The 26,513-nt window shown below is 44.4% G+C and carries 31 protein-coding genes and 1 riboswitch; of the genes, 6 read left to right on the top strand and 25 right to left on the bottom strand.

Going from position 1 to position 26,513, the window contains the following annotated elements; all coding sequences use genetic code 11:
• Nucleotides 1-4 precede the first annotated feature (4 nt).
• The gene (locus MHI25_RS02890) at nucleotides 5-454 is read left to right on the top strand and encodes a hypothetical protein (RefSeq protein WP_076124508.1); all 450 of its coding nucleotides are present in this window, start codon (nucleotides 5-7) and stop codon (nucleotides 452-454) included.
• Nucleotides 455-470: 16 nt separating this feature from the next.
• Nucleotides 471-1,451 carry a polyprenyl synthetase family protein gene (locus MHI25_RS02885; RefSeq protein WP_076124510.1) on the top strand — a complete coding sequence of 327 codons (981 nt, stop codon included), beginning with the start codon at nucleotides 471-473 and terminating at the stop codon, nucleotides 1,449-1,451.
• A gap of 569 nt (nucleotides 1,452-2,020) precedes the next feature.
• On the opposite strand, the gene MHI25_RS02880 is transcribed toward MHI25_RS02885, so the two are convergent.
• The 10 genes from MHI25_RS02880 to MHI25_RS02835 all read right to left on the bottom strand — a co-directional run bounded on the left by MHI25_RS02880 (nucleotide 2,021) and on the right by MHI25_RS02835 (nucleotide 13,993).
• The gene (locus MHI25_RS02880) at nucleotides 2,021-2,905 is read right to left on the bottom strand and encodes a UbiA-like polyprenyltransferase (protein WP_076179740.1); all 885 of its coding nucleotides are present in this window, start codon (nucleotides 2,903-2,905) and stop codon (nucleotides 2,021-2,023) included.
• Nucleotides 2,906-2,943: 38 nt separating this feature from the next.
• Entirely contained in the window at nucleotides 2,944-4,230 is a 1,287-nt protein-coding gene (locus MHI25_RS02875; RefSeq protein ID WP_076307930.1) for an aspartate aminotransferase family protein, read from the bottom strand.
• 97 nt (nucleotides 4,231-4,327) lie between these two features.
• The gene (locus tag MHI25_RS02870; protein ID WP_076220114.1) at nucleotides 4,328-6,253 is read right to left on the bottom strand and encodes a U32 family peptidase; all 1,926 of its coding nucleotides are present in this window, start codon (nucleotides 6,251-6,253) and stop codon (nucleotides 4,328-4,330) included.
• A gap of 43 nt (nucleotides 6,254-6,296) precedes the next feature.
• Nucleotides 6,297-7,088, bottom strand: coding sequence for an energy-coupling factor transporter transmembrane component T (locus tag MHI25_RS02865; RefSeq protein ID WP_076138201.1), 792 nt, complete (start codon nucleotides 7,086-7,088; stop codon nucleotides 6,297-6,299).
• The gene (locus tag MHI25_RS02860) at nucleotides 7,081-7,983 is read right to left on the bottom strand and encodes an energy-coupling factor transporter ATPase (protein ID WP_340394950.1); all 903 of its coding nucleotides are present in this window, start codon (nucleotides 7,981-7,983) and stop codon (nucleotides 7,081-7,083) included. The genes MHI25_RS02865 and MHI25_RS02860 overlap by 8 nt, the downstream gene beginning before the upstream one ends.
• On the bottom strand, nucleotides 7,974-8,828 hold the full coding sequence (locus MHI25_RS02855; protein WP_339246140.1) for an ATP-binding cassette domain-containing protein: 855 nt from the start codon (nucleotides 8,826-8,828) through the stop codon (nucleotides 7,974-7,976). Before MHI25_RS02855 ends, MHI25_RS02860 begins: the two co-directional genes overlap by 10 nt.
• A 29-nt stretch (nucleotides 8,829-8,857) precedes the next feature.
• On the bottom strand, nucleotides 8,858-9,415 hold the full coding sequence (locus MHI25_RS02850; RefSeq protein WP_076124520.1) for a Gx transporter family protein: 558 nt from the start codon (nucleotides 9,413-9,415) through the stop codon (nucleotides 8,858-8,860).
• Complete coding sequence (locus MHI25_RS02845) at nucleotides 9,399-9,788, bottom strand: NusG domain II-containing protein (RefSeq protein ID WP_340394949.1); 390 nt, start codon at nucleotides 9,786-9,788, stop codon at nucleotides 9,399-9,401. Before MHI25_RS02845 ends, MHI25_RS02850 begins: the two co-directional genes overlap by 17 nt.
• Nucleotides 9,789-10,607: 819 nt before the next feature.
• On the bottom strand, nucleotides 10,608-11,543 hold the full coding sequence (locus tag MHI25_RS02840) for an alpha/beta hydrolase (protein WP_340394948.1): 936 nt from the start codon (nucleotides 11,541-11,543) through the stop codon (nucleotides 10,608-10,610).
• Nucleotides 11,544-11,689: 146 nt separating this feature from the next.
• The gene (locus MHI25_RS02835) at nucleotides 11,690-13,993 is read right to left on the bottom strand and encodes a choice-of-anchor A family protein (protein ID WP_340394947.1); all 2,304 of its coding nucleotides are present in this window, start codon (nucleotides 13,991-13,993) and stop codon (nucleotides 11,690-11,692) included.
• A gap of 108 nt (nucleotides 13,994-14,101) precedes the next feature.
• Nucleotides 14,102-14,192, bottom strand: a riboswitch (cyclic di-GMP riboswitch).
• A gap of 390 nt (nucleotides 14,193-14,582) precedes the next feature.
• On the opposite strand from MHI25_RS02835, the gene MHI25_RS02830 reads away from it, so the two are divergent.
• Nucleotides 14,583-15,080 (top strand): hypothetical protein, encoded by a 498-nt coding sequence (locus tag MHI25_RS02830; protein ID WP_340394946.1) that lies wholly within the window; start codon nucleotides 14,583-14,585, stop codon nucleotides 15,078-15,080.
• 198 nt (nucleotides 15,081-15,278) lie between these two features.
• Here the strand turns inward: MHI25_RS02830 and MHI25_RS02825 are convergent, their stop codons facing one another.
• Nucleotides 15,279-15,692 (bottom strand): ASCH domain-containing protein, encoded by a 414-nt coding sequence (locus MHI25_RS02825; RefSeq protein WP_339246134.1) that lies wholly within the window; start codon nucleotides 15,690-15,692, stop codon nucleotides 15,279-15,281.
• Nucleotides 15,693-16,043: 351 nt separating this feature from the next.
• On the opposite strand from MHI25_RS02825, the gene MHI25_RS02820 reads away from it, so the two are divergent.
• On the top strand, nucleotides 16,044-16,400 hold the full coding sequence (locus tag MHI25_RS02820) for a DUF3221 domain-containing protein (protein WP_340394945.1): 357 nt from the start codon (nucleotides 16,044-16,046) through the stop codon (nucleotides 16,398-16,400).
• A gap of 304 nt (nucleotides 16,401-16,704) precedes the next feature.
• Nucleotides 16,705-16,920 (top strand): hypothetical protein, encoded by a 216-nt coding sequence (locus tag MHI25_RS02815; protein ID WP_339246131.1) that lies wholly within the window; start codon nucleotides 16,705-16,707, stop codon nucleotides 16,918-16,920.
• Between the two features lie 275 nt (nucleotides 16,921-17,195).
• Here the strand turns inward: MHI25_RS02815 and MHI25_RS02810 are convergent, their stop codons facing one another.
• From MHI25_RS02810 to MHI25_RS02785, 6 genes are all read right to left on the bottom strand, one after another.
• Nucleotides 17,196-17,999, bottom strand: coding sequence for an undecaprenyl-diphosphate phosphatase (locus MHI25_RS02810; RefSeq protein ID WP_076138271.1), 804 nt, complete (start codon nucleotides 17,997-17,999; stop codon nucleotides 17,196-17,198).
• A 199-nt stretch (nucleotides 18,000-18,198) separates the two neighbouring features.
• Nucleotides 18,199-18,378 carry a hypothetical protein gene (locus MHI25_RS02805; protein ID WP_340394944.1) on the bottom strand — a complete coding sequence of 60 codons (180 nt, stop codon included), beginning with the start codon at nucleotides 18,376-18,378 and terminating at the stop codon, nucleotides 18,199-18,201.
• A gap of 440 nt (nucleotides 18,379-18,818) precedes the next feature.
• Nucleotides 18,819-18,986 carry a hypothetical protein gene (locus MHI25_RS02800; protein WP_175617348.1) on the bottom strand — a complete coding sequence of 56 codons (168 nt, stop codon included), beginning with the start codon at nucleotides 18,984-18,986 and terminating at the stop codon, nucleotides 18,819-18,821.
• Nucleotides 18,987-19,414: 428 nt separating this feature from the next.
• A complete protein-coding gene (locus MHI25_RS02795) occupies nucleotides 19,415-19,666 on the bottom strand; it encodes a hypothetical protein (protein ID WP_340394943.1) in 252 nt (83 codons plus the stop codon).
• Nucleotides 19,667-19,791: 125 nt separating this feature from the next.
• Nucleotides 19,792-20,088 (bottom strand): hypothetical protein, encoded by a 297-nt coding sequence (locus MHI25_RS02790; protein WP_340394942.1) that lies wholly within the window; start codon nucleotides 20,086-20,088, stop codon nucleotides 19,792-19,794.
• A 101-nt stretch (nucleotides 20,089-20,189) separates the two neighbouring features.
• Nucleotides 20,190-20,318 carry a hypothetical protein gene (locus tag MHI25_RS02785; RefSeq protein ID WP_256715247.1) on the bottom strand — a complete coding sequence of 43 codons (129 nt, stop codon included), beginning with the start codon at nucleotides 20,316-20,318 and terminating at the stop codon, nucleotides 20,190-20,192.
• Nucleotides 20,319-20,435: 117 nt separating this feature from the next.
• Between MHI25_RS02785 and MHI25_RS02780 the strand changes: the two genes are divergently transcribed.
• A complete protein-coding gene (locus tag MHI25_RS02780) occupies nucleotides 20,436-20,657 on the top strand; it encodes a helix-turn-helix transcriptional regulator (protein WP_340394941.1) in 222 nt (73 codons plus the stop codon).
• A 150-nt stretch (nucleotides 20,658-20,807) separates the two neighbouring features.
• Here MHI25_RS02780 and MHI25_RS02775 read toward each other — a convergent pair whose 3' ends face one another.
• The 8 genes from MHI25_RS02775 to MHI25_RS02740 all read right to left on the bottom strand — a co-directional run bounded on the left by MHI25_RS02775 (nucleotide 20,808) and on the right by MHI25_RS02740 (nucleotide 26,512).
• Nucleotides 20,808-22,070, bottom strand: coding sequence for a DNA polymerase IV (locus MHI25_RS02775; protein WP_340394940.1), 1,263 nt, complete (start codon nucleotides 22,068-22,070; stop codon nucleotides 20,808-20,810).
• A complete protein-coding gene (locus MHI25_RS02770; RefSeq protein ID WP_340394939.1) occupies nucleotides 22,063-22,260 on the bottom strand; it encodes a hypothetical protein in 198 nt (65 codons plus the stop codon). The genes MHI25_RS02775 and MHI25_RS02770 overlap by 8 nt, the downstream gene beginning before the upstream one ends.
• A 93-nt stretch (nucleotides 22,261-22,353) precedes the next feature.
• Complete coding sequence (locus MHI25_RS02765) at nucleotides 22,354-23,238, bottom strand: hypothetical protein (protein ID WP_340394938.1); 885 nt, start codon at nucleotides 23,236-23,238, stop codon at nucleotides 22,354-22,356.
• Between the two features lie 148 nt (nucleotides 23,239-23,386).
• Nucleotides 23,387-23,665 carry a holin gene (locus MHI25_RS02760; protein ID WP_340394937.1) on the bottom strand — a complete coding sequence of 93 codons (279 nt, stop codon included), beginning with the start codon at nucleotides 23,663-23,665 and terminating at the stop codon, nucleotides 23,387-23,389.
• 13 nt (nucleotides 23,666-23,678) lie between these two features.
• Nucleotides 23,679-24,596: an N-acetylmuramoyl-L-alanine amidase gene (locus tag MHI25_RS02755; protein WP_340394936.1), complete on the bottom strand. Its 918-nt coding sequence runs from the start codon at nucleotides 24,594-24,596 to the stop codon at nucleotides 23,679-23,681.
• A complete protein-coding gene (locus MHI25_RS02750) occupies nucleotides 24,597-24,884 on the bottom strand; it encodes a hemolysin XhlA family protein (protein WP_340394935.1) in 288 nt (95 codons plus the stop codon).
• A 123-nt stretch (nucleotides 24,885-25,007) separates the two neighbouring features.
• Nucleotides 25,008-25,595: a hypothetical protein gene (locus tag MHI25_RS02745; RefSeq protein ID WP_340394934.1), complete on the bottom strand. Its 588-nt coding sequence runs from the start codon at nucleotides 25,593-25,595 to the stop codon at nucleotides 25,008-25,010.
• 41 nt (nucleotides 25,596-25,636) lie between these two features.
• Nucleotides 25,637-26,512 (bottom strand): hypothetical protein, encoded by an 876-nt coding sequence (locus MHI25_RS02740; protein ID WP_340394933.1) that lies wholly within the window; start codon nucleotides 26,510-26,512, stop codon nucleotides 25,637-25,639.
• Nucleotide 26,513: the final 1 nt, after the last annotated feature.

Below are 26,513 nucleotides of genomic sequence, written 5' to 3'. Positions count from 1 at the left end.
TCTTGTGAACAAACAACTCATAGAAGATACCCTCCGGTTGTTGCATACTGAAATGTCACCTATTGCCGGAATTGAGCTTCAGCCCTCTCCGGCTGCATGTGAACAGCTAATCTCGGTACTGGAACGCCATGATCTGGAATACAGCCGCAAAGTCAATTTGCTGGGTATTTACACTATTCTCACTTTGGCAGCAGAGCGCCATATGGAATGTATCCCACATCATCCCGACCTTACACGCAACATTTTGGATGGAGATTATTTGTATAGCTTTTACCTGCAGTTTGCGGTGAAATGCCGTGAGCTCGACTTAGTTGCTTATCTAGCTCCTTCGATCAAAAAAATGCAGATTAGACGGTCAAATGGAGACTTCGCGGAACATGATCCAGCTACTGGAATCGAAGAGTTCTTGATTCAAGAGTGCAGACAGCGTAGTCGCACAAGCAAAGCCATTTGACAGGTGGGATCCATAAATGAAGCTGCATGAGGCCTTAAATATAGACATAAATGAAATCAACCGCGAAATCGTAAACCTTGTGACGCGTGATAAAGATGTACCTAAGAAATCTCAGCTCGCGCAAAGTGTTCTAGAGCTTATAAATTCCGGTGGTAAACGCCTTCGTCCCCTCATGGTCATTGTTGGCAGTCGGTTTGGCCGTAAGGATACCGGTCGCAGAGCGCTTCAATTAGCTGCTGCTGCTGAATTTATTCATGCCGCCTCATTAATTCATGATGATATCATTGACCGTTCTGAGTTACGGCGGGGCGTACCCGCCTTACATATTAAGACGGGTACATTGTCAGCAGTACATGTTGGTAATTACATGTCCGCTCGGGTCATCGAGCTGCTGAGCAAATATACAGGAGATAAAAACAGATACGTTCATGACTTATCCTCTGTAGCCACCGCTCAGCTGTGTCTGGGTGAATATCAGCAAATGGAACATGCTTTTGATTATGAAATTACAATGGATCAGTATTTGGAGAAATCCTTAAACAAAACCGCTCTTCTTATGGCAACCTGCTTACGGGTTGGTGCACTGTCCACTGAAAGCACCGAAGAAGTTGCCAATCTCCTTTATAATTTTGGAGAAGCCTTAGGGATGTCCTTTCAGATACAAGATGACTTGCTAGATTTCACACAGTCCGCCGATGTCCTAGGCAAACCTGCCGGTAGCGACCTGCGACATGGTCAAGTCACCCTGCCAGTGCTGTACGCCTTGCAGGACCCTAAGCTCTCGCCTGTGATCCGTGCAATCGGCCCGGATTCTTCCGACGCTGAAGTAGCACATGTGCTCACCCTAATTAACAATAGCGATGCCCTCGCTCGCGCTGAACGGGTCAGCCAGAACTATCTGGATAAAGCTGCAGCTATTGTGCAGCAGCTCTCCTCCTACCCGGCGCATGCTGATCTGGAAACGTTGCTGCAATATTTTGCGGACCGTGATCGCTAAAGCGTACGTTCTAATACAAATAAAAACGGATACCTCCCATTCACTTGGGGGTATCCGTTTTTTTGATTTAGACACATCATTTTATTGATCTTGTCGCAATTCAACTGCTATTTTTCCGCTTCAACAGGACAAGCTAAACACGCAAACGCAGCGTAGCGCACATGAGCTAATTCAGTCATTCTACTCCATCGGATATAATTAGGGAAAACCTCCCTAAAATTAGCTAATAATCGTTCGAAAACCATGATATTAGGGAATTCCTCCCTAATAAAGTCCACTTTAGCATGCTTTTAGGAGTAACCAGCTGTATTTCAGGGACAAATTCCCTAAAACAAAGTCAAAGGATAAAAAAACTCAATAAGATTAGGGAGGTTTTCCCTAATCTTTGCATTCAACTCGTAGCTTCCCCCTTGCAGAGCGGGGAACCGAGTCAACACAAAAAAGGAAAGCTAGCGTAGCCAGCTTTCCGATCCACTTGCCTACCCCTTTTGGGTAGGCTATTGTCTTTTGTTGTTAGTTTGAGGGCAATGCGCCAATGCTCAGCCAGCCGGCTCACCAAAGCCAGCTCCCTAACTAACATAGAAAAAATCAATCAGCGTACACAATAATATCACTATGCTAATTACCTGATTTAGATTATAAGAAGCCACCTTCATCAGCTTACGATTCGAAGGTTTTATAATCTTATGCTCGGTCATCAGGAGCAATGTAGCGATGCCAATCCCAACCAGATACACCCAGCCGAGATCCTGCCATACGTATAGAAATAATAGCAGCATAATCATAATGAAATGTAGACCTTTGGCGATACGCAGCGCATTCTCTAATCCAAAGAAGCTCGGAATAGACCATAACCCATGCCGCCGGTCAAATTCAATGTCCTGAGTGCCGTAGATAATATCAAATCCGGCAATCCAGAGCATAACTACCGTCCCGATCACAAACGGGGTAAATGCGATATTTCCGGTTACGGCAAACCATGCACCAATCGGTGCGGAAGCAATAACAAAGCCTAAATATAAATGGCTTAGAAAGGTAAAACGTTTTGTATAAGAATAAGTCGATATTAACACGATTGCTACCGGCGATAAGAGCAGGCAGAGCAAGTTCAGCATGCCTGAAGCCACAATAAAGATGGCATAATTGACAATAACAAAGACAACCACTTCTTTTTCTGCCAATAACCGTTGTGGCAAATGCCGATGTGCCGTACGAGGATTCTGTTCATCAAACGTACGGTCTGCCAGCCGATTGAATGCATTAGCGCCATTACGGGCACCGATCAATGCAATCAGACCCCAGATCATCACATGCCCTGATGGCCAGCCCCCAGCAGCCCACACCATCGAGATAATGGCAAACGGCAGCGAAAAAAGCGTATGAGAGAACATCACCAGTTCACTGAACATTTTAAGCTTTAGGCCTGCAGTTTTAAAAATGTTTAGAATAGCCATTCGTTTTCCTCTTTCTTCGCTACTTGAAATTCATTATATTAGTCATTAAGCTCCGCAAGGACTTCATTCAGGTTGTAAAGCAGCCCGTCGATATCCTCTTCCGTAATAATCATCGGCGGTTGAAAGGCTAGTACGTTGCGTCCTATGCCATTTTTGCCGATCAGGTATCCTCTGTCTTTCATCGCTTCCAGTACTTGATCTGTAAGCGCCGCAGAGCCTTCTGCATCCTCACCAGCAAGCTCCGCTCCCAACATAAGCCCAATTCCCCGTACATCCACAATAAGCGAAGGATAACGGTCTTGAAGGGTCTTTAGCCCTGCTTTCAATCGTTCTCCGAGCAGCACTGAGCGTTCAGGAAGCCGTTCATCGCGAATATAATCAAGCACAGCCAGCGCCGTTGCAGCAGATACCGGATTGCCTCCAAAGGTTGAAGCCGACGGACGGTTCAGCGCGAGTGCAATCTCATCCGTTGTCGCAAAGGCTGCCACCGGAATTCCATTCCCCAGTGCCTTGGCCATACTTATAATATCGGGCACTACGTCAAAATGCTCCATAGCAAATATTTTGCCTGTACGACCAAATCCAGTTTGAATTTCATCAGCGATCAGAAGCACGCCGTATCTCTCCAGCAACATTTTGACCTCACTGAAATAGGTTGGCGTTGGCATAATCATACCACCATTGCCTTGGATTGGCTCTACGATCATTGCGGCGATAGTATTCCCCTTCTCCTCAAGCACTCGCTCCAGAGATTCCAGGGATAGTGCAGCGGCTTCCTCCAGAGATAGTTCTGGATGATATGGGCGAGGAATAAACTCAACGTCATGATCCAAGTATTTATCGGTACGCCACATCGGCAGACCTGTCACACTCATAGTTAGATTGGTACGGCCGTGTAAACCACTTTCCAGTGCAATGAACCCTTTGCGTCCTGTATACATCCGGGCAAGCAGCAGTGCGCCTTCATTAGCCTCTGAGCCGCTGTTCACGAAAAAGGTTCGGCGTAGACCGCCTGGCATAACCTCTTCCAGACGTTCAGCCAAATCCACATTTGGCTGAGTTAAATAGATCGTAGACGTATGCTGCAGCTGCTGCAGTTGCTCAATCGTACGTTCAGTTATGGCTGGATTGCAGTGCCCACAGGCAACTACAGATACACCTGCGAAGAAATCTGTATATTGTTTGCCATGTTCATCATACACAAACTGCATCGAACCTCGCACAAGCTGAGGCGCATCGCGGTAAAAATGCTGTGTACACGGATAGAAATATTGCTTACGCTTTGCCGCTACGGCTTCTCTTCCGATGAATTCTTGTTGTTCCATGATTGATTCCCTCTCTTCTTGTGAAAATAGTAACTTATTCATAGAGTACTGTGCATTCTTCTTACTAGCAGACGGTATTTTGCCCCAAAAAATAGAATTAGTTAAATTGCAGCGAACCTAGAGTATAACCCGCATAAATGGGCTCAAGACCACCTAGCATATCATCTTTTACTTCAGTACGATTCATAGCTTGTTGATAAGAAATTATAATTTCACGCAACTGCTGAGCGCTATATGTCGCTCCTTCAATACGGAAACTAGATATGCCTAGATCAATCATCTCACCAAGCAACGGTAAATAGCAGAGCTCTTTCGCGAACAAAAGATGGCAACGGCCGTGCTGATCACGATATACCGGATTTTCACCTTTGTCTGTTTTTAGAACCAATACATTATTGTGCACATATTGATTATCCTCTTCAGCGATAGGCTCCATCACTTCAGTATTCTCATAAAGGTCATGTTCCATATACATTAGTGCAGGTGTACCATGTACAACAACTTCCAAAGGCGTGTCACAACGCGAGGCAAAGGTAGCAAAGTGCTCCAGCGTCATTTCCGGTGAAACCGAAAGCTGAGTTAAACCTAATTTTGCATATAATTGGGCTGAAAGATGATTGTAGACATTTAAACTACCATCTCCAATTAACGGATAACCTGTAGAGCTGTATCTGCGAATCGCTCCCAAATTAGTAACGATTAGACCGTCGATCGGCAAGCGTTCTCCACCAAGCAATTGATCATATTGATCAAAATGCAGCTCGGTCATCATGCGTGGCAACCCTAAATAGATTTTGCTATCGCCTTTTAGCTCACCAAGTTCCTTAATATCACGTTTTGTAAAAGGTCTGTCCGGTTCAAATACATCCCCCGGCAAGTATAAACTATCCACACCCAGCTCCAATACTACGCGCGCCTGTTCCATATTATTCACACGTACAGCCAGCTTAGCTTTTGTTGTCTTTGGTTTTTTTTCTTGCGCCAAACGTTCCCGCAATTCCTCTACACGTTTTTCAGATAGCTCACGTTCTGCGGTTGGGGTGCTAAAAACTTTTCCAGTGCTATAGAATTTGCCCGTGCCTTCATAACGACGGTTAATGTTAGCTAACCCTGGTTTACCAAAAGCATAAGCTGTCGAAAAGTCACGCTTGCGGTTGTTGTACAGCTCTTTAGTATCAACCGTACGATCAAAGCCAATCGGATCATCGATATATCGGTCAATGGCTTCGCCGTAGCTATTCGCCAGCATCACCATAAAATCCTTATCACGCATACGGCCTTCTATTTTGAAGGAAGTAATACCTGATTCAATCAATTCCGGAAGATGCTCATACATAAACATATCTTTGACAGCCAGTGGATATTCGGCAGGATATACATATCCGTCTTTTTTAACCCGATAATCCCAGCGGCAAGGCTTCATACATTTTCCCCGGTTGCTGCTCATGCCAAAAACATGGGAACTGAAGTAACAATTTGCACCATGCACAGAGCACATATCCCCGTGAATAAAATATTCCAGCTCCATACCACTCCGCTGACCAAGCAGCTTAGCTGTCTGCAGGTCCATTTCCCGCGAGGTAACTACACGAGTTACACCCAGATCACGCAGCGCATAGATCATCTCCAGGTTGTGAACATTCATCATTACAGAAGAGTGAATAGGAAGGTTAAGCTCCATCTCCCGAATAAGCTCCAACACTGCCATATCCTGAACAATCAAGGCATCTGGCCGAGCACCATCAAGGAAACGCAAGTATTCTCTAGCTTCCTCCACATCTTCCTCACTAAAAAGATTATTCACAGTGATATACACTTTTTTGTCTAGACGGTGTGCGATATCAAGTGCCTCTACGATCTCTTCATGAGTAAGATTATAACCTTTACGCATCATTCTCATATTCAATACAGGTCCACCAAAATAAACTGCATCACACCGTGATTGGATCACTTCCTTGAAAATCTCAAACGTTCCTGCGGGTGCGAGTAATTCGACTTCTCTACCGTTAAAATAACGTGCCATTCAAGTTCCCTCCCAAGTTGATACTACTAATAGGGAATGAGTATTATAACAAAGCTACTGCAATTCCCATGACCACAAACATCCCAATAAAAACAGTATCGAATTTGCCCCACCTTAGGCGGTGATACCGACTGCGGGGAGCATCCATGCGAAAACCGCGGGCCTCCATGGAATACACCAGATCCTGAGCACGCCTAAAAGCACTGGCGATAATCGGGACCAGCAGGGAGACTAACATCCGTCCCTTTTCCTTCAAAGGCAGCTCTTTCAGATCGGCTCCCCTTGAGGCCTGCGCTTTCATTATGATCTGCGATTCATCTAGAATCGTAGGAATGAAACGAAGTGAAATGCTGATCATCAGCGTGATACGGTCAGGGGATAAGCCAAGCTTTTTGAAGGGTGTCAAGATCCCCTCCAGCCCTTGATTCAGCTTCCCCGGCGTTGTTGTGAAGGTCAGAAGCGCTGTAAAGGTGATAAGAAAGAACATGCGGATGACCGAAAATGCCCCTAATCTTAGCCCTCCCTCATAGATAGACCAGGAACCAAGAGTCAGCATTACCTCCCCTGTCTTTACAGACACCACCTGCACAATAAAGATAAACAACATTAAATAACGTAAAGGCTTAGCTGCTTTCAGGAAGTATTTAAGCGGAATCTTCGTTGAAGCCATAACGGCTATCGAAAAAATAGCCAGCACAGCCATGGCCATCCACGAACGTGAGAGCAGGATAACAGCTACGTATAATAGCATGCCAGTGATTTTGGCACGAGCATCCAGCTTGTGCACCCACGAACCGGTCTCAATACTCCGACCTAAGATCAGTTTCTCATTCATGGTCATCCCTCTTTCCATCGGGCTTACCAGTGCTTATTGATTCCGCTGGCAGCGAAGCTATAAGCTCTGCCAGACTCTCAGCCGTCAAGCGGGGGGCTTCATCCACAAGACCTAAATGATCAGCAACTGCACGCCAGTAACGAAGGGACTGCGGAACCGTCAAACCACACTGTTCCAGAATCGAAGGATCATCTGCAAGCGCCTTTACACTGCCCTGAAACACCGTGCTGCCCTCTTTAAGTACAACCCAGCTGTCCGCATAGGGCAATAACTCATCCATCCGATGCGTAACGATAATGATCGTTCTGCCCTGCTCACGACATAATCTCTCCAGCAAGCTGATTAGCTCTGCACGGCTAATGGGATCAAGCGTTGCCGTGGGCTCATCCAGAACGATGACCTCAGGGTCCATAGCTAGCACGGAAGCGATAGCCGCCTTACGCATTTGTCCACCGCTCAATTGGAAAGGATTCCGCTCTAGCAGTGCGAGATCCAGCCCCATATCTGACATGGCCTGACGTGCACGTGACTTTGCCTCTTCGAGACTCATGCCGAAATTAAGGGGACCGAAAATGAGATCCTTTTCGACCGTATCTTCGAACATCTGCTGCTCCGGAAATTGAAATACCAATCCGACTCGGCGGCGCAGTGGCATTAGCTTAGGTGACTTCTCACCAGCCTGAATGGTTACATCAAGTACTTTTACCGTACCCTCGGTTGGTTTCAGTATCCCGTTAAACAATTGCAGCAGCGTCGATTTACCTGAGCCCGTCGCCCCCGCAATACCAACCATCGAGCCAATGGGTACACTGAGGTTAATGTCCCGGAGCGCCGTCAGCTTCCAGAGGCTTCGGTCAGCGTAGGTGTAACTTACTTGCTGTAATTCTATGGCCATAACGTATCTATAAGCTCCTTTTCACTGGTCGGAACATCCACATGAATGCCCTGGTTCTGCAGCTCGCGTGCAAGGCGCCAAGAATAAGGTTCACGCAAATGACATTTTTCCAGAAGCTCCTCGTTCCGGAACAACTCCGCCGGTGTAACATCTGCAGCCAAACCACCTCCATGCAGCGCAAGCACCCGATCCGATGCCAAAATCTCATCTGCATCATGCGTAATCATGAGGATCGTGTACTTCCCTTCTGCCCGCATATCCTGCAGAATACCGAGAAGGTCATTTCTGCTTCCTTCATCCAACATAGAAGAGGCCTCGTCAAAAATGACGATGCCTGGTTCCATAGCAAGAATGGAAGCAATAGCAACACGCTGCTTTTGGCCTCCCGACAGCTCACCCGGATGCTTGGACAACAGATGATTTATTCCTAGTCTCGTCGTATAGGAGTGCAAACGTTCAGCCATCTCTTCGTACGGCAAACAAAGCCCTTCCAGGCCGAATAGGATATCTTCCTCTACAGTGGCTCCAATAAACTGATTATCCGGATTTTGGAACACCATTCCGATACATTGCCGAATGCTTCCGATCGTTTCCTCACTAAGCAGCATGCCACTAACCACAATCTCACCAGCCCCCTTAGGCAGCAGAGCATTGAGCAGCTTGACCAACGTAGACTTCCCGCAGCCATTAGGACCAACCAAGCTAACCCATTGTCCTTGAGAGATAGATAACGTTATATTGTGAAGAATCGGATGCTCGGGATCATAGCCAAACGATACCCCATCCAGAGAGATGACTGCTTGTCCTTCTCCCTCTAAGTCTTGACCTTCGTATGATTCATTCATGTTAGTCATCCTTCCGCTGATGTGACTAATCAGTCCAAAAATTCTTCAAACAGCGATATTTTTGACAATGACGCCACCAAATAACGGACTGCATAGCCCACGGCAATTCCTGTTACTACCCCAGTGATCAGCAGCATGGGAAGATAATAAAAAATACTAAGTGATGCAAATACCATAGAAGCTGCCAGCAGCTGACCGATATTATGCGCAATCCCACCGGCTATACTAATTCCGATCAAGCTTATACTCTTACCTTTGCCACTAATCAGCATCAGCACAAACATAACAACAAAGCTAAAAAGTGAACCAAATAAACTAAACAGCAAGCTTGAGAAGGTACCTAGCAGAAATGCAGTAAGCAGTGTTTTGAGGATGACAAGCAGCAAAGCATCCCGTCCACGTAAAAAGTAAATACAAGTCAAAATCATAATGTTGGCCAGTCCGAGCTTAGCACCCGGCACCAGTCCCATCCCGGATAACGGAATCTGTGCCTCTATTAAACTTAACACTACTGCCACTGCGGCGAAAATCGCAATAATCACTGTTCTTTTTAAAGCTGTTGCAGATTCACTACTGGACATAGGCATCTATATCATCCTCCCCCGACGCACTGGTGATTTCGACTAATACTCTATGCGGTAGACAGACAATCGTCTGTTTGGGCAGGGTAATAAAACCAAAACCTAGGCAAACTTTATCAGCGCAATCGGCATCGTACATTTCAATCCCGTAATCATGCACCTTCAAAATGTTATAGCCGCGTTCCGTGCGGACCTCAATGGTTTGTTCTTCTTTTGTAAGCTTTACCGTTTTAAATAACTTACCGTCCACCGTTACATTGGCTATGAGATTTTTACCGGCCCCACCTTTGTCATCATTGTCCGAAAACCATCTCGGTACGAGAAAAGCGAGCGCAGCAATCAATACGATGGAAATCAGCCACACATCTGCGCGTTTCATAAAAATCTCCCTTATTTTTTAATTAAAATCCAGACTTATTAATTATAACGGTCTACCCTCAATCCTTCAATCAATGTTGGAGTTTATTGTCAGTTTTAGAGAGCTGTTCACAAAATAGGCACGCAAAATAACCCCAGCAGACACAACCCATTCGTCTCTGGCATTTTCAGTTGTAATTTGTAGCGTTTGCAAAAATATCCAACTTACATTTTAGCCCATTTGCACCGAGATCGCCCATCTCCTCTGGTTTACTAGCTTTTCCGGAATAATTCACAATTAACCCAATTTAAGTTACTTTCAAAATCTAAGCGCCCCTTATCGAGGTTTGTTCCTCTCTAGAATCAAATAAACCTTATCTTGGAATTCATTATTATATTTGCCTTTTAAACAATAGTGTGTTATATTTATATGGTATTTGTTTTTCGATATATTGAATATCCCCACCAAGAAGATGTCAGGCCGACTATTATACACATCGGCATTTTGGACAAAGAGGCTTTATGTTTTCTTGCAGTACTCTTCCTTTTTATGAGATTAAATTCGAAATATAGCATTCCGATTCACACTGGCGCGGTCAATGGAGCCGCAAGGGCAAAAGAGAGGTAGGGCTTTTGTCGTATTGGAAGGATTATTCTCGCCACACGGCTGCTGGAAATAACAAGGAATCAAGACACCCGTTACTCACGAACGGCGGGGGATGAATATAACGAGAAAGCATGACGGTACGTTCCTTATTCAAGGACTACGTCATGTGTGGAAAAATATAGGCGCCCGATAACCGCTACCTAGCGGATATCGGGCGCTGTCTACGTTCAGGACTTATTTTACATATCGACTTATAAAAGCTGTTACTACATCTATATACCCCGCCTTATCCGTATCATAAGACAATCCATGCCCCGCTTGCGGCACTATGAGCCTCTCTTTTGGACTCTGGCATGCCTCATACAATTCATTCATCATAGCAAAAGGTACAAAGTTATCCGCATCCCCATGAATAAAAAGAATCGGAGCCTTCGCTTTCCGCACTTGTTTTAATGCAGAGGCTTCACCAAAGCCATACCCCGCCTTCAAGCGGGTGATTAGACTTGCACTTTGAACGAAAGGGAAACTTGGCAAGCGATACATGCGTCGTAGTTGGTAAGATAATTGTGCTTTTACTGAGGTATAAGCGCAGTCCGCAACAATAGCTTTTACCTGCGGCGGAAGATCTTCCCCTGAGGTCATTAGCACTGTAGCACCGCCCATAGAGACGCCGTGAAGCACAATTTGAGCACTAGGCCCAGTCTTTTTAATCATGTATTCAATCCATTGCAAATAATCTTTTCGTTCCGGCCAACCAAAACCAATGTAATCCCCTGCGCTATCTCCATGCCCTCTTGCATCGGGAATTAGGATGTTAAAGCCTAAGTTCTCGTAGTAGATTTTGGCGTACGCCCCCATATCCTTTGCTTTACCTGAATAACCGTGGGCTAGAATGGCTGTGCGTCCCGCAGCACGATTAGATTGGAGTAAGTAACCTCTTAATTTAAGTCCATCTGCAGATACGATCTCAATATTCACGAAGCTCTGGCGAGAGACCCAATCCTTCCCCTCCCCCCAAGAAGCTCCGGCAACCGGAGGATCAGCCTTCAGATTAGGATTATTACTTAGAAATACCTTTGGCGCTCGTTTAATAGCAATACCGTAGAAGAAAAATCCCACATAGATTAGAATCCCTATGATGATTACAGCGCTAATAATGAACCATATCAATTCGCCTTCGCCATCCCCTCTTCATTTCTTTTGCAACAAGAGTATACCATCTACTTAGAATGCACCAAACTATCGCAATCATGACATACAAATAGAGCCGCCATCGGGACATTCCCGAAAGCGACTCTATGTTGATCTACCCTTTATTATTTATTCTTTTTGGAGAACTTGGTTCTCATTAATAATCCGATAAGTGCAAAACCTAAACCTGCTACATAGTAAGGTGCAGGACTTGATTCACCCGTTTTTGGCAATTCCTTCACAGGTGGCTTTCCTAATGGGATCGTATCGTCCACTACGATGATTTCATCAGGTGTTGGTGTTGGCGTTGGTGTCACTGCCGGTACCGGACCTAATGGGATCTCATCATCATCAACAAGTACTTCTGTGCTATTCGACGGTGTTGGTACTGGCGCTGGTGTCGGCGAAGCTACAGGCCCAAGCGGCACAGGATCTTCTGCAAGAACTATAGTGCCAATTACGGATGATGGCGTTGGTATCGGGAACACAGAAGTCTCTGGTGTCGACGTTGGTGTTACCTCTGGCGTTACCGTCGGTGTTGGTGTTGCTTCAGGCGTTACCGTCGGTGTCGGTGTTGCCTCTGGTGTTACCGTTGGTGTTGGTGTTGGCGTCACTGTCGGCGTTGGTGTTGGTGTCGGCGTTGGTGTCACTGTCGGCGTTGGTGCCGGTGTTGGCGTCGGCGTTGGTGTTGGTGTCGGCGTCACTGTCGGCGTCGGTGTTGGTGTTGGTGTTGGCGTTGGTGTCGGCGTCGGCGTCGGCGTTGGCGTTGGTGTCACTGTCGGCGTTGGTGTTGGCGTCACTGTCGGCGTTGGTGTCACTGTTGGCGTTGGTGTTGGTGTCACTGTCGGCGTTGGTGTTGGTGTCACTGTCGGCGTTGGTGTCGGTGTTGGCGTCACTGTCGGCGTTGGTGTCGGTGTTGGCGTCACTGTCGGCGTTGGTGTCACTGTCGGCGTCGGCGTTGGTGTCACTGTCGGCGTCGGCGTTGGTGTTGGTGTCACTGTCGGCGTTGGTGTCGGTGTTGGTGTCGGTGTTGGCGTCACTGTCGGCGTTGGTGTCGGTGTTGGCGTCACTGTCGGCGTTGGCGTTGGTGTCACTGTTGGTGTCGGCGTCACTGTCGGCGTTGGTGTTGGTGTTGGTGTCACTGTCGGCGTTGGTGTTGGTGTCACTGTCGGCGTCGGCGTTGGTGTCACTGTCGGCGTCGGCGTTGGTGTTGGCGTCACTGTCGGCGTTGGTGTCACTGTTGGCGTTGGCGTCGGTGTCACTGTCGGCGTTGGCGTCACTGTCGGCGTTGGTGTCGGCGTCGGCGTTGGTGTCACTGTCGGCGTCGGACATGGTGTTGGCGTCGGTGTCGGCGTTGGTGTCACTGTCGGCGTCGGCGTTGGTGTCACTGTAGGCGTTGGCGTCGGTGTCGGTGTCGGCGTTGGCGTTGGTGTTGGTGTCGGTGTCACTATCGGCGTTGGCGTTGGCGTTGGTGTCACTGTTGGTGTCGGCGTCACTGTCGGCGTTGGCGTTGGTGTCACTGTTGGTGTCGGCGTCACTGTCGGCGTTGGTGTCGGCGTTGGTCCAGGTTCATCACCATCGTATGGATAGTGGTGAAATTCACCACCACCAGTACCTTTGAGTGAAGCCGCCACTAAAGTACCGTTAATCTGACCATTAATAAAATCAACATGAGCATAGGGGGCAAGTATGCTTCCCATTACACCTATGCCTGCCATATCAAGATACGCAGCTTGGCTAAAGTTAAGCAAAATTTTCTTGCTGTTCAACACGTTATTAGGTAGAAATCCGAAGTTTTTCATTTTTACGTTAGAACCATCAATATTAATAATTGCAGTAGATCCTGAAGGAACATTTATTGTAATTCCGTAGGTATTAGAGACGTTATCTCCTGAAACATTAAAAACATTGACCGCAGGATCTGTACCTGTCAGGGTAAGGCTGCCATATCGGTACACTGTTGTTCCATTCGCCGGCAATGCTGCAAGTTCTGCTGATTTGTCCTTCAAAGACTGACCTACTGCTGAAAAGTCAATCGTACTCCCCTGTCTTTTTGTACCACCCTTGAGGAGCGTTACATTCCCTGAAAAATCTCCCCCGTGCACGATATTCCCATAAACAGTACCTCCGTTGAAAGTAAGATTCCCTCCAACAACAAGTGTGTCAGTCAGGGAAACCTCTGCAGCGGTCAACCTATCTCCAACACTATAGTTGGTTAAGTTAACGTTACCTCCAGCAGCAAACCTTCCTTCCGTATCCGAAACTGTTGTTATATCCCCTAGAATAAACACGTTGTAGACCGCTGCAATTCCCAATGTAGAAGAACTACTAGCTCCAGCAACTCCAGCTCCCAATGAGGAAAGCCCACTACCTACCGTCAAAATCCCAGCTAATACAAGCGAGAGTAACGGTTTTATTCTTCTTTTCAAATGGCACACCTCCTAAAACTATGATTTATATTAATCAGAATAATTACCAGAAACTCTAAAGGACCTAACAACAAAAAAGACCGCCAAAAAGAAGTGAAATTCCCTTCTCATGGCAGTCGGACGGTCATTGTGCCTTTAAGACACTTTAGACTCCTGGACTTTGCGTCCCGCCCTTTCAGACGGTTTGCTATTATCATGACTATATATATGTATTACACTGCAAGTCCAGAACTGGTAGCTGAAGCATTCTATCCAATAACAGTCTATGACTTTTAATACTTTTGAATTAATAACAGTTTAGCTCCCGACACCCACAATTGTCAATCAATTCCTTTCGATAATTCCCCGCATTAGTACCACACAAAAAAAGCGCCTAAAGGCGCTTCGCATAAGGTTTTTCATTAAATTTTAAAGTAACTGTATATAGCCCAATATGGATATCCATAAGGGAACACTCAGAATTAAACCAAAAAACAATCCACGCTGGAGGCTGCCCTCTTTTTCCATCATAATTCTCCTTTATTTGCGTTCGATACATTAATTTTTATTATTACAATTTTTAATATAATTTATTCTTCGTTATTTAGTTGTGAATTTTATCACATTGGATAAGCTGTTTAGAAATACCATTGATTATTTTTGGAATATCGGGGTAGAATACGAATATACGTTCCTATTAGAGGTGATGAGATTCATGCATAGAGCAGAAAGCAGGGACAACATGCTGGTGAAATCTTATTTATTGCTTCCGATGATTTTATCAGCTTTCGAACGGGACTCCGCCATTTTATCTACACACTTACGAACACCCGCCCCTTATCTGGAGGTGCTTGGAACAGCTGCTGCAGTAGCTACAACAGATCTAAGGGATGTTCGTGCAGAAATGAGAAGACGGGGAATCAAGGTGTATGAGCAAAACAGACTTAATACTGGAATTGAAGCCAAGTATATATGTCGTGGCTATCATGAACGAATGCTGCTGTTGAATGACATTGTTGCGGCTCAGGCTGCCATCCATATGCGCAGATACCTAGGGCTGGATATTTCATCTTTTAAGAGTTACGAAGAACAGTACCAGATTAAGTAAAGCTGTATAGAAGCCGCTGCGCTCTCTCCCCCAATCAATTAGTGAACAAAAAAATAGGCCTTACCATGGGAGTTGGCAAGACCTGAGAGAGATATACCACAAAACACTGGGGGGTGTTTGGTGTCTCTAATATATACCTCGAACCTGAAAAAAAGCTGATAGGCACATAAAAATTACATTAAAAATATTGTTCGCCGTTCAGAAGTGATTAGAGTGCTCCCACAAGCTTAGCCGACCTTTAGCTGGAATTGGATGGCTTAATGGATGAACCCCTTCAAGCTTCCAGGCAAACCGTCCTTCACTATAGTCGCCAAAATCATATTCGTTCCCATTGATCCATTCCCTTAAATCCACCTCTGGAGTAACCACATAACATCCCGCGAGCTGACCTGTAGCAATAATAGCTCCTGTCGGCAAATTATTCGCTGTATAGCCATGTTTCGCCAATACTGATTTGTACGGTTCCTGTTCACAAATCTTTTTGTCAATCCTCACTCCGGCATGGATGCCTAACTCACCGCGGTAGGCTGTTCTCCATGAACGAGTTTCAAACTCTTTTTCACCAAGAGCAATTAAGGTCGCCCAAGGCTGCCGTATTGTTATACACCGCATGATATTTATCCCCTTCGTTTATGTTGGACGTTTGTCACGGATGCCACGGATCTCGATCTCGCGTTGTGTAATCTTGCTCACCTTGACCTGATAAATAATCCCAACCGTTTGGTCGATACTCTTTTCCATCATTGATCGCCTCTAAAATAAGAACATTTATTTTTATTATATACAAACAAAAGTTCTTATAAAAATATCAATACTACAGACATTCACCTGTAACTCCCCAGAATCAATAAAGGTCGTCATAATGGAAGGGCTGCTGTTTATTCTTATATTGGTAATGTACTAAATGCTATGCCTGTGCAACCGATTTTAAATTAATGTCGTAACCACTGGAGGAGAAGGTCCATGATTCAAAAACCACGTACTACTATTAAATGGACTCTTATTTTTGTTTTTTTGTTATTAGTCACCGCCTGTAGTAAGAATGATGAAGTTTTGAAAGGAATTGTACACACAATAGATGTAGAAAATAAAAGAATTTTAGTAATTTCTGAATTAAAAGAAGAAGACTTGAACAAGGAATATAAGGAGATTCTCGAATCTAATGAGTACTCTCAAGCCATTTGGGTAAATAAAGTTGCACCTTCTAAATATAAAAAAGGCGATGAGATTAAAGTGTTTTTTGAAGTAAGTGATGATTCATTCCCTGCACAAGTTACCGCCAAAAAAATCACCAAATCAAGAATTGAGCAAAAAGAATAGAATCTACTATAAAGAAGCGGCGTCTTCAAAAGGGGCGGCGCTTCTTTGTGTAGATTTAAGGAGAAATCCATATTTATAAATTTACTCTGTGCAAAAAAAGTGACCCCACCACTTCCGGCAGGGTCTAGATCTATTTTATAAGGGGGTTATGTGATTACTATAATCCTCTTAGCTTAAATAAGTATGAAGCCCGTCTAAAGATTTGCTGAATTATTATTATTTTTATCGAAACCGATCAAATATAGTAACGTATCAATCTTAATTTCCAAATTACTACATATACAAAATGGAGGTGTGTATAAAGATGAAAATATTCAGTCTATTGCTTGTAGCATTGTCTTCCATTGGAGTAGTTGCCACATTCGGATTTTCAACATTCAGCTTAATCACAGGAATTATAGGAGGGCTTATTGCAACATTTGCAATTTCAGGCTACTTGCAGTCTGTCAGACGTGATTACCCCAATGAGAGCTATGCGAACAAACATGTTAAGTATCAGTCGAACTATAATACTTGGTAAGCAAAAACCCACCTAAACTGGTGGGGTTTTTCATATTCCCAAACACTTGTAAAATCACTTTGTGATATTAATGGTAGAAGAAACAAACGAGGGATAACGGCTAGCTGTAGAAGTGCTTTCACCGAAAATTCATTCCTTAGTTCATAGATTACTTGAGCTTTGTCTTGTTTGGTGACTTCCCCTTGTTTTGAACCTCTAGTTCAATCTATGCAGGATATGATGTATAGCCCTTTTTAAAAGCTTCTTTCCCATGATGTTCATATTGACTAATCCAATTACTGTATGACAATTAAATAGAAGAGAGCTGCTAAAACAAACCGGTATAGAGCAAACCACTCCAATCGAAGTCTCTTAATCAGTTTGATGAACGTCACTACTGCAATCATTGCCACAAGAAAGGATGTCGCAAAGCCAATTAACATTAGAAGCAAATCGTCAGAACTCAGCAAATCACGACTATCGTACAAATCCAACAAGCTTGCACCAAACATAACAGGCACAGAAATAAGGAATGTAAAATCTGCAGCGGCTTTTTGGCTAGTGCCAAGCAACAGGCCACCTGAAATCGTCGAACCTGATCTCGAAAATCCCGGCCATAACGCCAAGCATTGGAACAGACCAATTCCGAAAGCCTGTTTATAATTAATCCCATCGATAGTACCAGCGGTTTCAGTCCGCCTATTCCGCGCTGCAATGATCATCAACACGCCACCAACAACTAGACCGATCAAAACAGGGGTTGGGCCAAATAATTGGCTTTTTATTGTGTCCTTGAAGAGAAGATATAGGATTAATGCTGGTAACATAGCCAAAATCATATGAATGACATTTAATCCTTTGCTTTTGGAAAAATCCATTCTAATCATATTAACCCCAATCTCCAAATACCTTTTCCAATAAAGAATTAAAACTGCCATCACTGCACCCAACTGAATAACAATTTTAAAAGTTATTGCAGCATCTCCCTCAAAGCTAAGCAAATCGCCTGCTAGAATAAGATGTCCAGTAGATGATACTGGTAAAAATTCAGTTAAGCCCTCTATTATGCCAAGTATTATTGCTTTAATTACATCAGTCATTAGTGCATTGTCCCCTTTCGGAAATAAAATCATTTAATTTCCAGTATAAGGGAGACACGTAAACTTCCCCATCGATTAACCTAACAATATTCAATTCAGAATGACATAATTGTCACATTGCTCATTATTCCAGTCTTAAGTAACTCCTTTATTAAACTATCCTTTCCCGTTAGCATAACAACAGTATCAAACATTAAATTCAAACTGTATCAATAAAAAATCCGTTAACCTTCTGAACTTGCTGCCCGTTATTTTGGATAATCAAGTTCAGAGCATACAGCAGATATGAATACCGAAACGTAACTTCCATTTGATCATTCTGCAGCCGCGTGCGTGGAGCCTCAATGACCATCATGATTCCAAAGCGCTGAGAAACCACACAGAACCGCCACCCCGACCAAGAATAGGGGGTCCTTTTTTTGGCAAAACACAAAATATTAAGTATAATGTTATTGTCGAAACGCTAAGGCGTCTGTACAGGATGGCTACCTGGCACTGATGATGGCAGGCCAAGCGCTTTATAAAGTTTTCTTTATGTGTATTTATACTTTAGGAGCGTGGTTATCTATGAAAATTAATATTACCGCACATTTTAACATTGATATTACTTTATCTCTTCATCTGTTAGCCGTAGCCAGTCTTGCTTGTGAACTCAGTTCACTGACGAGCTCGTGAAATTCGAGCGAAAAGTATCTGTACTAAGACACCTTGTGGTGTCTTTTTTTATTTTTATAGTAATTACCATCTAACCGATCTGCCCCCGCAAGAGAAAAGCAGCTTATGCTGCTCCTCCTCCACCATTCTTCATTCTGATTGCTGTCAGCTTGCGCCACACCTTCCGTCTGCTCGACAGTGACCACTAGTCATACCGTTTTCATTAGCGATTTCGCGCCATGTCTTATCTTCCTTGATACGTTTCTCCAGAAGAACAGGGAACGGCATTGGCTGTCCATCATATTCGACTTCAGGAAAGATTAGGCCATTCATCAATAAATATCACCCTGGGTACTTATTCACATGTTCTCCCCAACTTGCAGGAAGCAGTGCCCCGATGTATCTGAGATTCTATTCTAGGAACCCGAAAAGAAGTGGAGAAAATTGACGAGACACCCACTTTACTCGGATAAAGGGTAGAAGAATGGAAGAAGTCAGGGGGATTTAACGAAAAATGGCACGGTCCCGGAATCCCGGAAAACCGCGCCATTGCGCCATTCTTAGATATGCTGGTGAAGGGAATTGAACCCCCGGCCTACGCATTACGAGTGCGACCAAGCAAGTATTTATAAGGTAGTATAAGGGTTTGCAAGACTTAATTATATACGAGAAATGTTGTTTAGATACTTATAAGGGTTTGTAGATATTTAGTAGCCGTTAGAAGTTTGGTTAGAAGAAATGTTAGAAGAATATGATTGGATTTATCCCCCTCCACTCCTCGGGGCTCTACCTGTTATTCGAAGTGCATCTATCCGGATTCGTAGTTCTTCAAACCATTCATCATCTCGTACATTCATAGCAAAAGCAGAGAGCTGCTGTAGCTTCATCATGTCCCAGCAGTACCGTTCATTGATCTGCAAGCACTGCAGCAGCTCCGGGCCGTGCTCCATTGTGAGCTTGCCTGCCTTGTGCAGATGATACATTTCTGCCAGTCTTACGTGAGCAGGTAGCATTAACGCCGCCCTCTGGCTTTAAGCAGAGCGGCTACAGAGACGATCAGCGCGGCACCAATTATGATCCAGATGATTGTGTTCAGCATGTTGGTTCCTCCTTCATGTTGACGGGCAATAGCCCCATATTATACTGCATTCTCTAAATCCCCTAAAGCTTCTTCAAACTCTGAGAATGTATCCCGTAAGCTTTCCAGAGCCTCTTTTGCACGTTCCAGTGCTTCCATTCGCTCGTTGTATTTATCAAGTCGTTCCTGAAACATTTCTCCTAATTCCTCCATGCCTTCCAAGCGGTCGATCTTTTCCTGCAGAGCATCGGCCGCTTCTTCGTATTGCTCAAATAGCTGCTCAATCTCATCTAATGGATATGCTACCTTCAGCCCATTGGCTGACTTTACCGCTTTTTCTGTCTCACTCTTATTCATCGTACCCCTCCGCGTATGCCCGCTGGCTGATTGTATCGTTCAAACCATTTATGTTATGATTGGGTGGAGAGCAGGGGGCGCAACCCCTGCTCTCCGGGAACCTATTTACGTTTGCCTGCCCGGCGGCGTTTGGTTCCTTTTTCTTTTGTCTCCTTTGTCGCTTTCCTCAGTAGGACTAGTGCTGTTGCCAAGTTTACAATGGAGACTGCTAAGTTTGCCCAATCTTTCATAAGCTCTGTTCACCTCCCCTCTACACTTATAATTATACAACGAATATCGTTGAATGTCAACGAAAAACGTTGAGCTTGTTTACAAGATATTGTATAGTTATGGTGAGGTGAGAAGGTATGTTGAGATTAAAAATTCAAGAACTAAGAGAAGCGGAAAAGCTGAGTGTACGCCAATTAAGTGAGGCCACAAGTATTCGATGGAACACATTAAGTGATATGGAGAAGAACACTGCGAAGCATTGGCCTCTGGAGCATTTGGAAACTCTTTTGAAGTTTTTTAATCTAACCCATATTTCAGAATTAATTGAATATACGAAAGATGAGGAGGATACTGAATAAATAGTAATCGGGTAAAGAGAGAAGTGTAGTAAAACAGTTTAACTCTTATTACAACAAATCCGCGGGATTATATCCCAGTACAACTCAAGTTCCTTTCAAGTATACATTGTAAAAAAAGAAGCCCTGCAGATCATTAAGATCCGCAGGGCATTATTTGTAGTGTCCTCCGATTTTACCAGCTCTGTCCTTGAGCAATCCGGCATCCGAAAAGGATGCTGCCCTGCCGATAATTGCATCACCGTATTTGTTCTTTAGCTCATCAGTTGCCCGCTCGAGCTCGCGGAAGCGAGGTCGCGTTTCGAACATCGTCAACTGATACTGGTCTTCGTCTGTGAGCGTGGAAAGACTAACTCCTACACTCCGAACTGGGTGTCCATCCCAGTGGCGTTGAAACAACGCCCTTGCGGCTTCATATACCAGATTGGTGGCGTTGGTGGGATCAGACATCACGCTTTGCCGAGAAAAACCCGTGTGTGCATCAAAGTCCGCTCCCCTAACCCCTACCGATATCACCGCACCATTCACCTTAAGACGGCGGCAGCGCCGGCACACCAGCTCGCACAGCTCCAGTAGCACGGTTTTAATCTCATATAAGTTGCGATAATCCCTTGGTAAGGTCATTTGGTGTCCTACACTCTTGGGTGGTAACTCATGTGTGTGTTGATTTACTGGACTATCGTCGATTCCGTTGGCAATACGCCAATATAACTCTGCGTCGATATCACAGTTTTTACGGAACTTCTGTTTCATCCTCCACTTCAGCTCTGCCAACTCTAGTTGCGCAAGATGCCCAATGGTTATCAGACCCATGCTACTGAAATGAGCTGTCATACGGCGACCGACCATAAACAAATCCCCAATCGGACGTGGCCAGAGCATTGAAGGCAGTAGCTCTGGTGTAAGTGTAAATATCCCATTAGCATTTTTCTTTGCCCATAAATCGCAGGCTATCTTTGCCTTTACCTTTGTGTTGCCAATACCTACTCTTACATATACCCCAGTGTCCTGCCACACTTTGTCTTGTATTGCCTTGGCGATCTCTATCGGTCCTCCAAACAATGTAAGGCTACCACTAACATCAATGAATTGCTCGTCAATTGAGTATGGTTCAACTTGGTCACTGAAGGTGCGTAGAATGTCGGTTATCTGTGCTGATACATCTATATAACGTTGCATATGTGGGCGGACAATTATAACCTCTGGACACTTAAGTAATGCCTCCCGTATCGTCTCAGCTGTAGTAATTCCGTAGCTTTTGGCAATAGGACAAGCCGCCAATACAATGCCACTCCGGCGTGCTGGATCTCCAGCCACAATGAGTGGCTTTTTGCTGTATTGAGGATTTGAAGATTTTTCTACAGAAGCATAAAAGCTTTGGCAGTCAGACAACATTATTACACGATCTTTAGGCATATCGTCTCTCCTGTATGGGTTGCCATGACAGGATACTGGATTCTAAGAATACACGGGGCGAGTTGGTGGTCAGGCATGTAGCCCGGATACGACCGTCACGAATACCATGGACCTCGATCTTGCGTTGCGTAATCTTTTCCGTTTTGTCCTGGTATATAATCTCAACTGTTTGGCCAACACTCATTTTCATGTGATCGCCTCCAAAAATAAGAACGTTTGTTTGTATTATAACCGAACATTAGTTCTTATTTCAAGATACAAAAAAAACCTCCTAAGAGGGGAGTTAGTAATCTTTATTATTTTTATTGTGATCTCTTAATATCTGATCAGCTTTAAGAACGTCTATTGATCGTGATCTCTCAAATCTGTCGGGATCTTTCGAGACAGCATCTACAATTTTCTTTCGTTGATCATCAGACATATTTGAAACGAATCCATTTACAAACTCTACTCTATGCTTTAAAAAATCTCCTACTCCCAGGGCTGCACAACTTTGGGGAATCTTCACCCTTCCTCCACGATGTATTCTTGTACTTTTCCATCCAGTCATGTTGTTAGGGAGCACATGCGAAACAAAAAATATTCCCGGCATTTTAGAATACACAAAAACAGTATTTTCATTGTTAGCCACTGTAGCATCTACAGTTCGTAAAAAATAAGCGTTTGTGTGGTCAGGGATTGGTTCACCTGCCGGCACGGATTCAAGTCTGTCAAGAAAAAACATATGATGCTTATAGTTTCCAAATTCACTACTTCTACCTAACAAATATTCTCCCCAAGTATCTAATGCTATGTTGAGTTCATGTCGCAGTGAATCAGACATATCATTTTTGGGGTCTAACCTCTCCATAGTACCGACACGCCAACTTAATGAGGTTATGAATTTTATAAGCCATTCATCGTAGTCAAACTTTGTTTGCCCATCTTGGAAGGGTTTAAATATATTTTCTGCAAACAATTTTTCGTTAGCAGAGAAGATTTGTTCGCACGAATTGCATAGCAACGGTGTCTTTTTTAAATCCTGTGTACGCCTATTTACATTCACAGCACTTCTAAGATAACCAGTGGCAGACGTTTCCTTAAGCCACTTACCAATAAATTTCGGGATAATATGACTCTCCATAAGTTCACTTTCTTGCTTACATAATGCGCAAACACCTGAAGCCAAGTACTCCACCCCCATACAGATTAAAAAAGGAGTCCCTTAAAGTGGGACTCCTTTCACCGATTCTTTCGGATTTGCATCATTATATTATATTTGGAATCATTTTGTAAATGAGAAAAAGCCCACCAGCCGAAGCCAGTGGGCAGACGCTTCACTCTTTTGTAGTACCATCTCTCTTGCTAAAAGCCAGCTCAAACAACCCCGTTGCCGATAGCCCTGCAAGCCCACCTGCCCATAATCGAAGAACAAGTCCCAACTCAGTAAACGGTTGAGCAGCTGCACCAATCAATAAGCCGATCATTAAACCAATCATGGGCAAAATATTTTTAGGTACATTAACGGTAGCCTTCACAAATTGTACTCCTGCAAACACAAATGCTGCTAAAACAGATGCAAAAGCTAGAACATTATTCAGTGCTTCATTATTCATAGTAAATTCCCCCTTATTCTGTTGGCATCCCCGCAGCACGTCTCAAATGATCGGCCGTACTTTTGAAGTAATCCATTCCAGACTTATCTCCCTTACGATGAGCAGAAAACCATCCTGGAGAAAGCCATCTAAAAATAAGCTCCTGAGCGTTACTTTTATACAACTGTTTAAAAGGTGCTACTGATCCAGGTTGCAACGGGATACATGAGGCCAGTCTCAGGTTATCAGCTAGGTTGTGCAAATGAGTTGTTTCCACTTGATTACCTGCTTGTTGAGCTACAAACCAAGCTGGAGATACATAATCATCAATTAGACGTTGGGCTACACTAGCCGGTAACTGTACAACAGCAGGTGTATTGATTACAACTGGCTGCTCTTTCATCTCAGCTACCACATCATAAAGGAGATTCTTAAGTGTTTTACCAATTGTAGCTAATGCCTGATCAATATCACTCTTACGTGCAGGATCTAGTTGCTTATGGCTTGGGATGTGCGTCAGTGGGTTAAGTCCCCATTTGTCACAGCAAAAGGCCATATACCACACAAAACGCTTATACGACTCAAGGGCATTTATCTTACCTCCATAGCATAGCTCCACACCTAATGCGATATCATTAGCATCATCTCCATAAAGTTTATTGTCAGTTGTAACACTGTATAGGACATGCCAAGCCTTTTCTGCTGGATCTGGCCCCGTACCTGTTGGGATGATCTCTAATATCTTTTTATCGTCAATGAATGTCTGAGCCGAGGCTGAGCGTTCTTTAAGATTTTGAAAATAAGTAAAGTGGTTATCCGCCGTTGCCCCTGGATTACCTGTATCATGAGCAACTAAAAAACCCGGCGTTCCCGATGTTAAACGGGTGCCGGGTCGTACATTTTGACGCTTATTGATATAACGCCGTTCAATCGGGTATTTATCTTTAATCACTTAATTCCCTCCCATTCTGATAGCCACCACAATGGCCCCTATAATCACTGTAATGATTGCCCCGCCAACAGTCCTCCAAAGCCAACGCTGTGCGTCCTCAATCCTGTCTAGCCTATGATGTGCTGATTTAGTAGATTGCATAGCCTCTCGTGCTAAATCACGTGTAGCCTCGATTGTTGATGCCAATGCCGGTACCGCTTCAAGTGTTTTTTCAATTCTGGCCAACTGAATTTGAATCTCTACTAATTTATCCTCGGTGCCCATAACTCCGCCACCTCCCGACATCATTACTCCCCCTCTTCCTACCTCTGATAAACAGCCCCCGGGGATCCGAGGGCAAAATAAAAACGCCTATATGGCGTAGTTTTAAAACAAACAAGGCATAATAGATTGGAATATTTTGTTGAAAAGTTACGTTCCATAGCTTATCAAGTAGCAGTTTTGTGAGAACCCCGCTGGATTCGTTAAGGTAAAGGAGGGCTTCCCATCCAATAGAGTTATATTACTAACCTCTAACGGGTTTGACTGTCCCTTTACCGTCATGTACTTATAGGATTCCCCAGGTCTTTTGTAAATCACAGAATGTGGTATTTGCGCAACGAAATATGAGTCTATAATCATCATTTCAATGGTATTAAAAGGAGCCGATTCCTTTACAGAAATTGAACTTTGCGCTGGGACGTTTAAATATGTGGAACGCACAACTTTTGCACTAGCAGCAGCCATAGTGCCTTGTATCCCAAACATGATCATGTCTTTAGGGATATTCTCTGGCTGTAGGTTAGGTTCTTCCACTGTGTACTTGGTAGTCTCATCGTGGTAACCGTTGTACACACCGCCTGCCTGTGAAAAAGCCACTCGCCCAAAGGAGGCATCGTACAGTGTGACTGGTACATAGAAGTCTGTTTGTTTCTTCATGGTTCCAGTTCCCTCAAATATCTTAACGCCCTCTATTACCTCTTGGGGTTTTGCGTTACCTACCCAAGTTACCTCTGCCATAACCACATCTCCTCCCTCTCTAAACTAGCAGTTTCCCCGCTCTAAGCAGTCCCATGGATTACTAGAACGAGATTTAAAGTGACCGCGCTGTAGTTTCGTAGCAGTATGGTTGTGGCGCCATCAACATGGGATATCCCTAGCATTGAATCAACGGTAAGCCCTCTGTTCATGCCTTCGAACTTCTCAAAATAGGCATACCCGTAACCGTCTTTCAAGGCTAAGCATTTGAAAAAGTTACCCACAGATGATACGTCTATATTAACGTTACCATTAGGTGGAATGCTTACCGTTTGTCTGCTGAGTTTTAAAATAGACATGACGGTTCTCATTTGCTCTACTGTAACTTTGATTTCCCCCGCACCTGAACCGCCTTTACGGTATCCCTCAGAAGGATATACAGCTAGACCGCCGTCAGGCCACAACCCTACGCCTACTGCCGGGTCTGAGCCACTGGTAATAACGGGAACACTCCCTTTAACACCAAATACTGTTTTAGTAGACAAAAAGCTAGAGGGTACAAAATTTGCGTCTACTGCTAGGAGTGTCCCGTACCCGCCGGAATTAAGTCCAGAAGCATAGTACCCCGTCTGAGGTTCCATGACAAGGCTTCCCATTCCATCGCCTTTAGCTGACAAGGCTGTAGTATAGGTTAGGCTGTCTCCGGCTCTAGTCCTATTGGGCATTGTTCCTGTAACGCCCGCTATTGTCGTATCGTTCAATACCTTTGCGGCTGGGACTGAAACGCCTGCAACTCCTCCCAATCCGTTGTGGTACCCTTCCTCTATACGTTGGGAGTAGATAGACGGGACTATATTAATAGCCCCGTTATTTTTCATTGTTCCAGTACCAGAAAATACCTTAGCGCCCTCAAGCACTTGGGGTGGCTTAGCGTTGCCTACCCATGTTACCTCTGCCATA

The sequence above is a fragment of the Paenibacillus sp. FSL E2-0177 genome (assembly GCF_037992975.1).
Classification (GTDB): Bacteria; Bacillota; Bacilli; order Paenibacillales; family Paenibacillaceae; genus Paenibacillus_AQ; species Paenibacillus_AQ odorifer.
This window is presented reverse-complemented; position numbering and strand designations above follow the sequence as displayed.

What these genes read in the sequence shown, in the direction of transcription:
- MHI25_RS02885 (WP_076124510.1), top strand. Translation starts at nt 471, where the DNA reads ATGAAGCTGCATGAGGCCTTAAATATAGACATAAATGAAATCAACCGC.
- MHI25_RS02880 (WP_076179740.1), bottom strand. Translation starts at nt 2,905, where the DNA reads ATGGCTATTCTAAACATTTTTAAAACTGCAGGCCTAAAGCTTAAAATG.
- MHI25_RS02875 (WP_076307930.1), bottom strand. Translation starts at nt 4,230, where the DNA reads ATGGAACAACAAGAATTCATCGGAAGAGAAGCCGTAGCGGCAAAGCGT.
- MHI25_RS02870 (WP_076220114.1), bottom strand. Translation starts at nt 6,253, where the DNA reads ATGGCACGTTATTTTAACGGTAGAGAAGTCGAATTACTCGCACCCGCA.
- MHI25_RS02865 (WP_076138201.1), bottom strand. Translation starts at nt 7,088, where the DNA reads ATGAATGAGAAACTGATCTTAGGTCGGAGTATTGAGACCGGTTCGTGG.
- MHI25_RS02860 (WP_340394950.1), bottom strand. Translation starts at nt 7,983, where the DNA reads ATGGCCATAGAATTACAGCAAGTAAGTTACACCTACGCTGACCGAAGC.
- MHI25_RS02855 (WP_339246140.1), bottom strand. Translation starts at nt 8,828, where the DNA reads ATGAATGAATCATACGAAGGTCAAGACTTAGAGGGAGAAGGACAAGCA.
- MHI25_RS02850 (WP_076124520.1), bottom strand. Translation starts at nt 9,415, where the DNA reads ATGCCTATGTCCAGTAGTGAATCTGCAACAGCTTTAAAAAGAACAGTG.
- MHI25_RS02845 (WP_340394949.1), bottom strand. Translation starts at nt 9,788, where the DNA reads ATGAAACGCGCAGATGTGTGGCTGATTTCCATCGTATTGATTGCTGCG.
- MHI25_RS02825 (WP_339246134.1), bottom strand. Translation starts at nt 15,692, where the DNA reads ATGCGGTGTATAACAATACGGCAGCCTTGGGCGACCTTAATTGCTCTT.
- MHI25_RS02820 (WP_340394945.1), top strand. Translation starts at nt 16,044, where the DNA reads ATGATTCAAAAACCACGTACTACTATTAAATGGACTCTTATTTTTGTT.
- MHI25_RS02815 (WP_339246131.1), top strand. Translation starts at nt 16,705, where the DNA reads ATGAAAATATTCAGTCTATTGCTTGTAGCATTGTCTTCCATTGGAGTA.
- MHI25_RS02810 (WP_076138271.1), bottom strand. Translation starts at nt 17,999, where the DNA reads ATGACTGATGTAATTAAAGCAATAATACTTGGCATAATAGAGGGCTTA.
- MHI25_RS02800 (WP_175617348.1), bottom strand. Translation starts at nt 18,986, where the DNA reads ATGAATGGCCTAATCTTTCCTGAAGTCGAATATGATGGACAGCCAATG.
- MHI25_RS02795 (WP_340394943.1), bottom strand. Translation starts at nt 19,666, where the DNA reads ATGCTACCTGCTCACGTAAGACTGGCAGAAATGTATCATCTGCACAAG.
- MHI25_RS02790 (WP_340394942.1), bottom strand. Translation starts at nt 20,088, where the DNA reads ATGAATAAGAGTGAGACAGAAAAAGCGGTAAAGTCAGCCAATGGGCTG.
- MHI25_RS02785 (WP_256715247.1), bottom strand. Translation starts at nt 20,318, where the DNA reads ATGAAAGATTGGGCAAACTTAGCAGTCTCCATTGTAAACTTGGCAACA.
- MHI25_RS02780 (WP_340394941.1), top strand. Translation starts at nt 20,436, where the DNA reads ATGTTGAGATTAAAAATTCAAGAACTAAGAGAAGCGGAAAAGCTGAGT.
- MHI25_RS02775 (WP_340394940.1), bottom strand. Translation starts at nt 22,070, where the DNA reads ATGCCTAAAGATCGTGTAATAATGTTGTCTGACTGCCAAAGCTTTTAT.
- MHI25_RS02770 (WP_340394939.1), bottom strand. Translation starts at nt 22,260, where the DNA reads ATGAAAATGAGTGTTGGCCAAACAGTTGAGATTATATACCAGGACAAA.
- MHI25_RS02760 (WP_340394937.1), bottom strand. Translation starts at nt 23,665, where the DNA reads ATGAATAATGAAGCACTGAATAATGTTCTAGCTTTTGCATCTGTTTTA.
- MHI25_RS02750 (WP_340394935.1), bottom strand. Translation starts at nt 24,884, where the DNA reads ATGATGTCGGGAGGTGGCGGAGTTATGGGCACCGAGGATAAATTAGTA.
- MHI25_RS02745 (WP_340394934.1), bottom strand. Translation starts at nt 25,595, where the DNA reads ATGGCAGAGGTAACTTGGGTAGGTAACGCAAAACCCCAAGAGGTAATA.
- MHI25_RS02740 (WP_340394933.1), bottom strand. Translation starts at nt 26,512, where the DNA reads ATGGCAGAGGTAACATGGGTAGGCAACGCTAAGCCACCCCAAGTGCTT.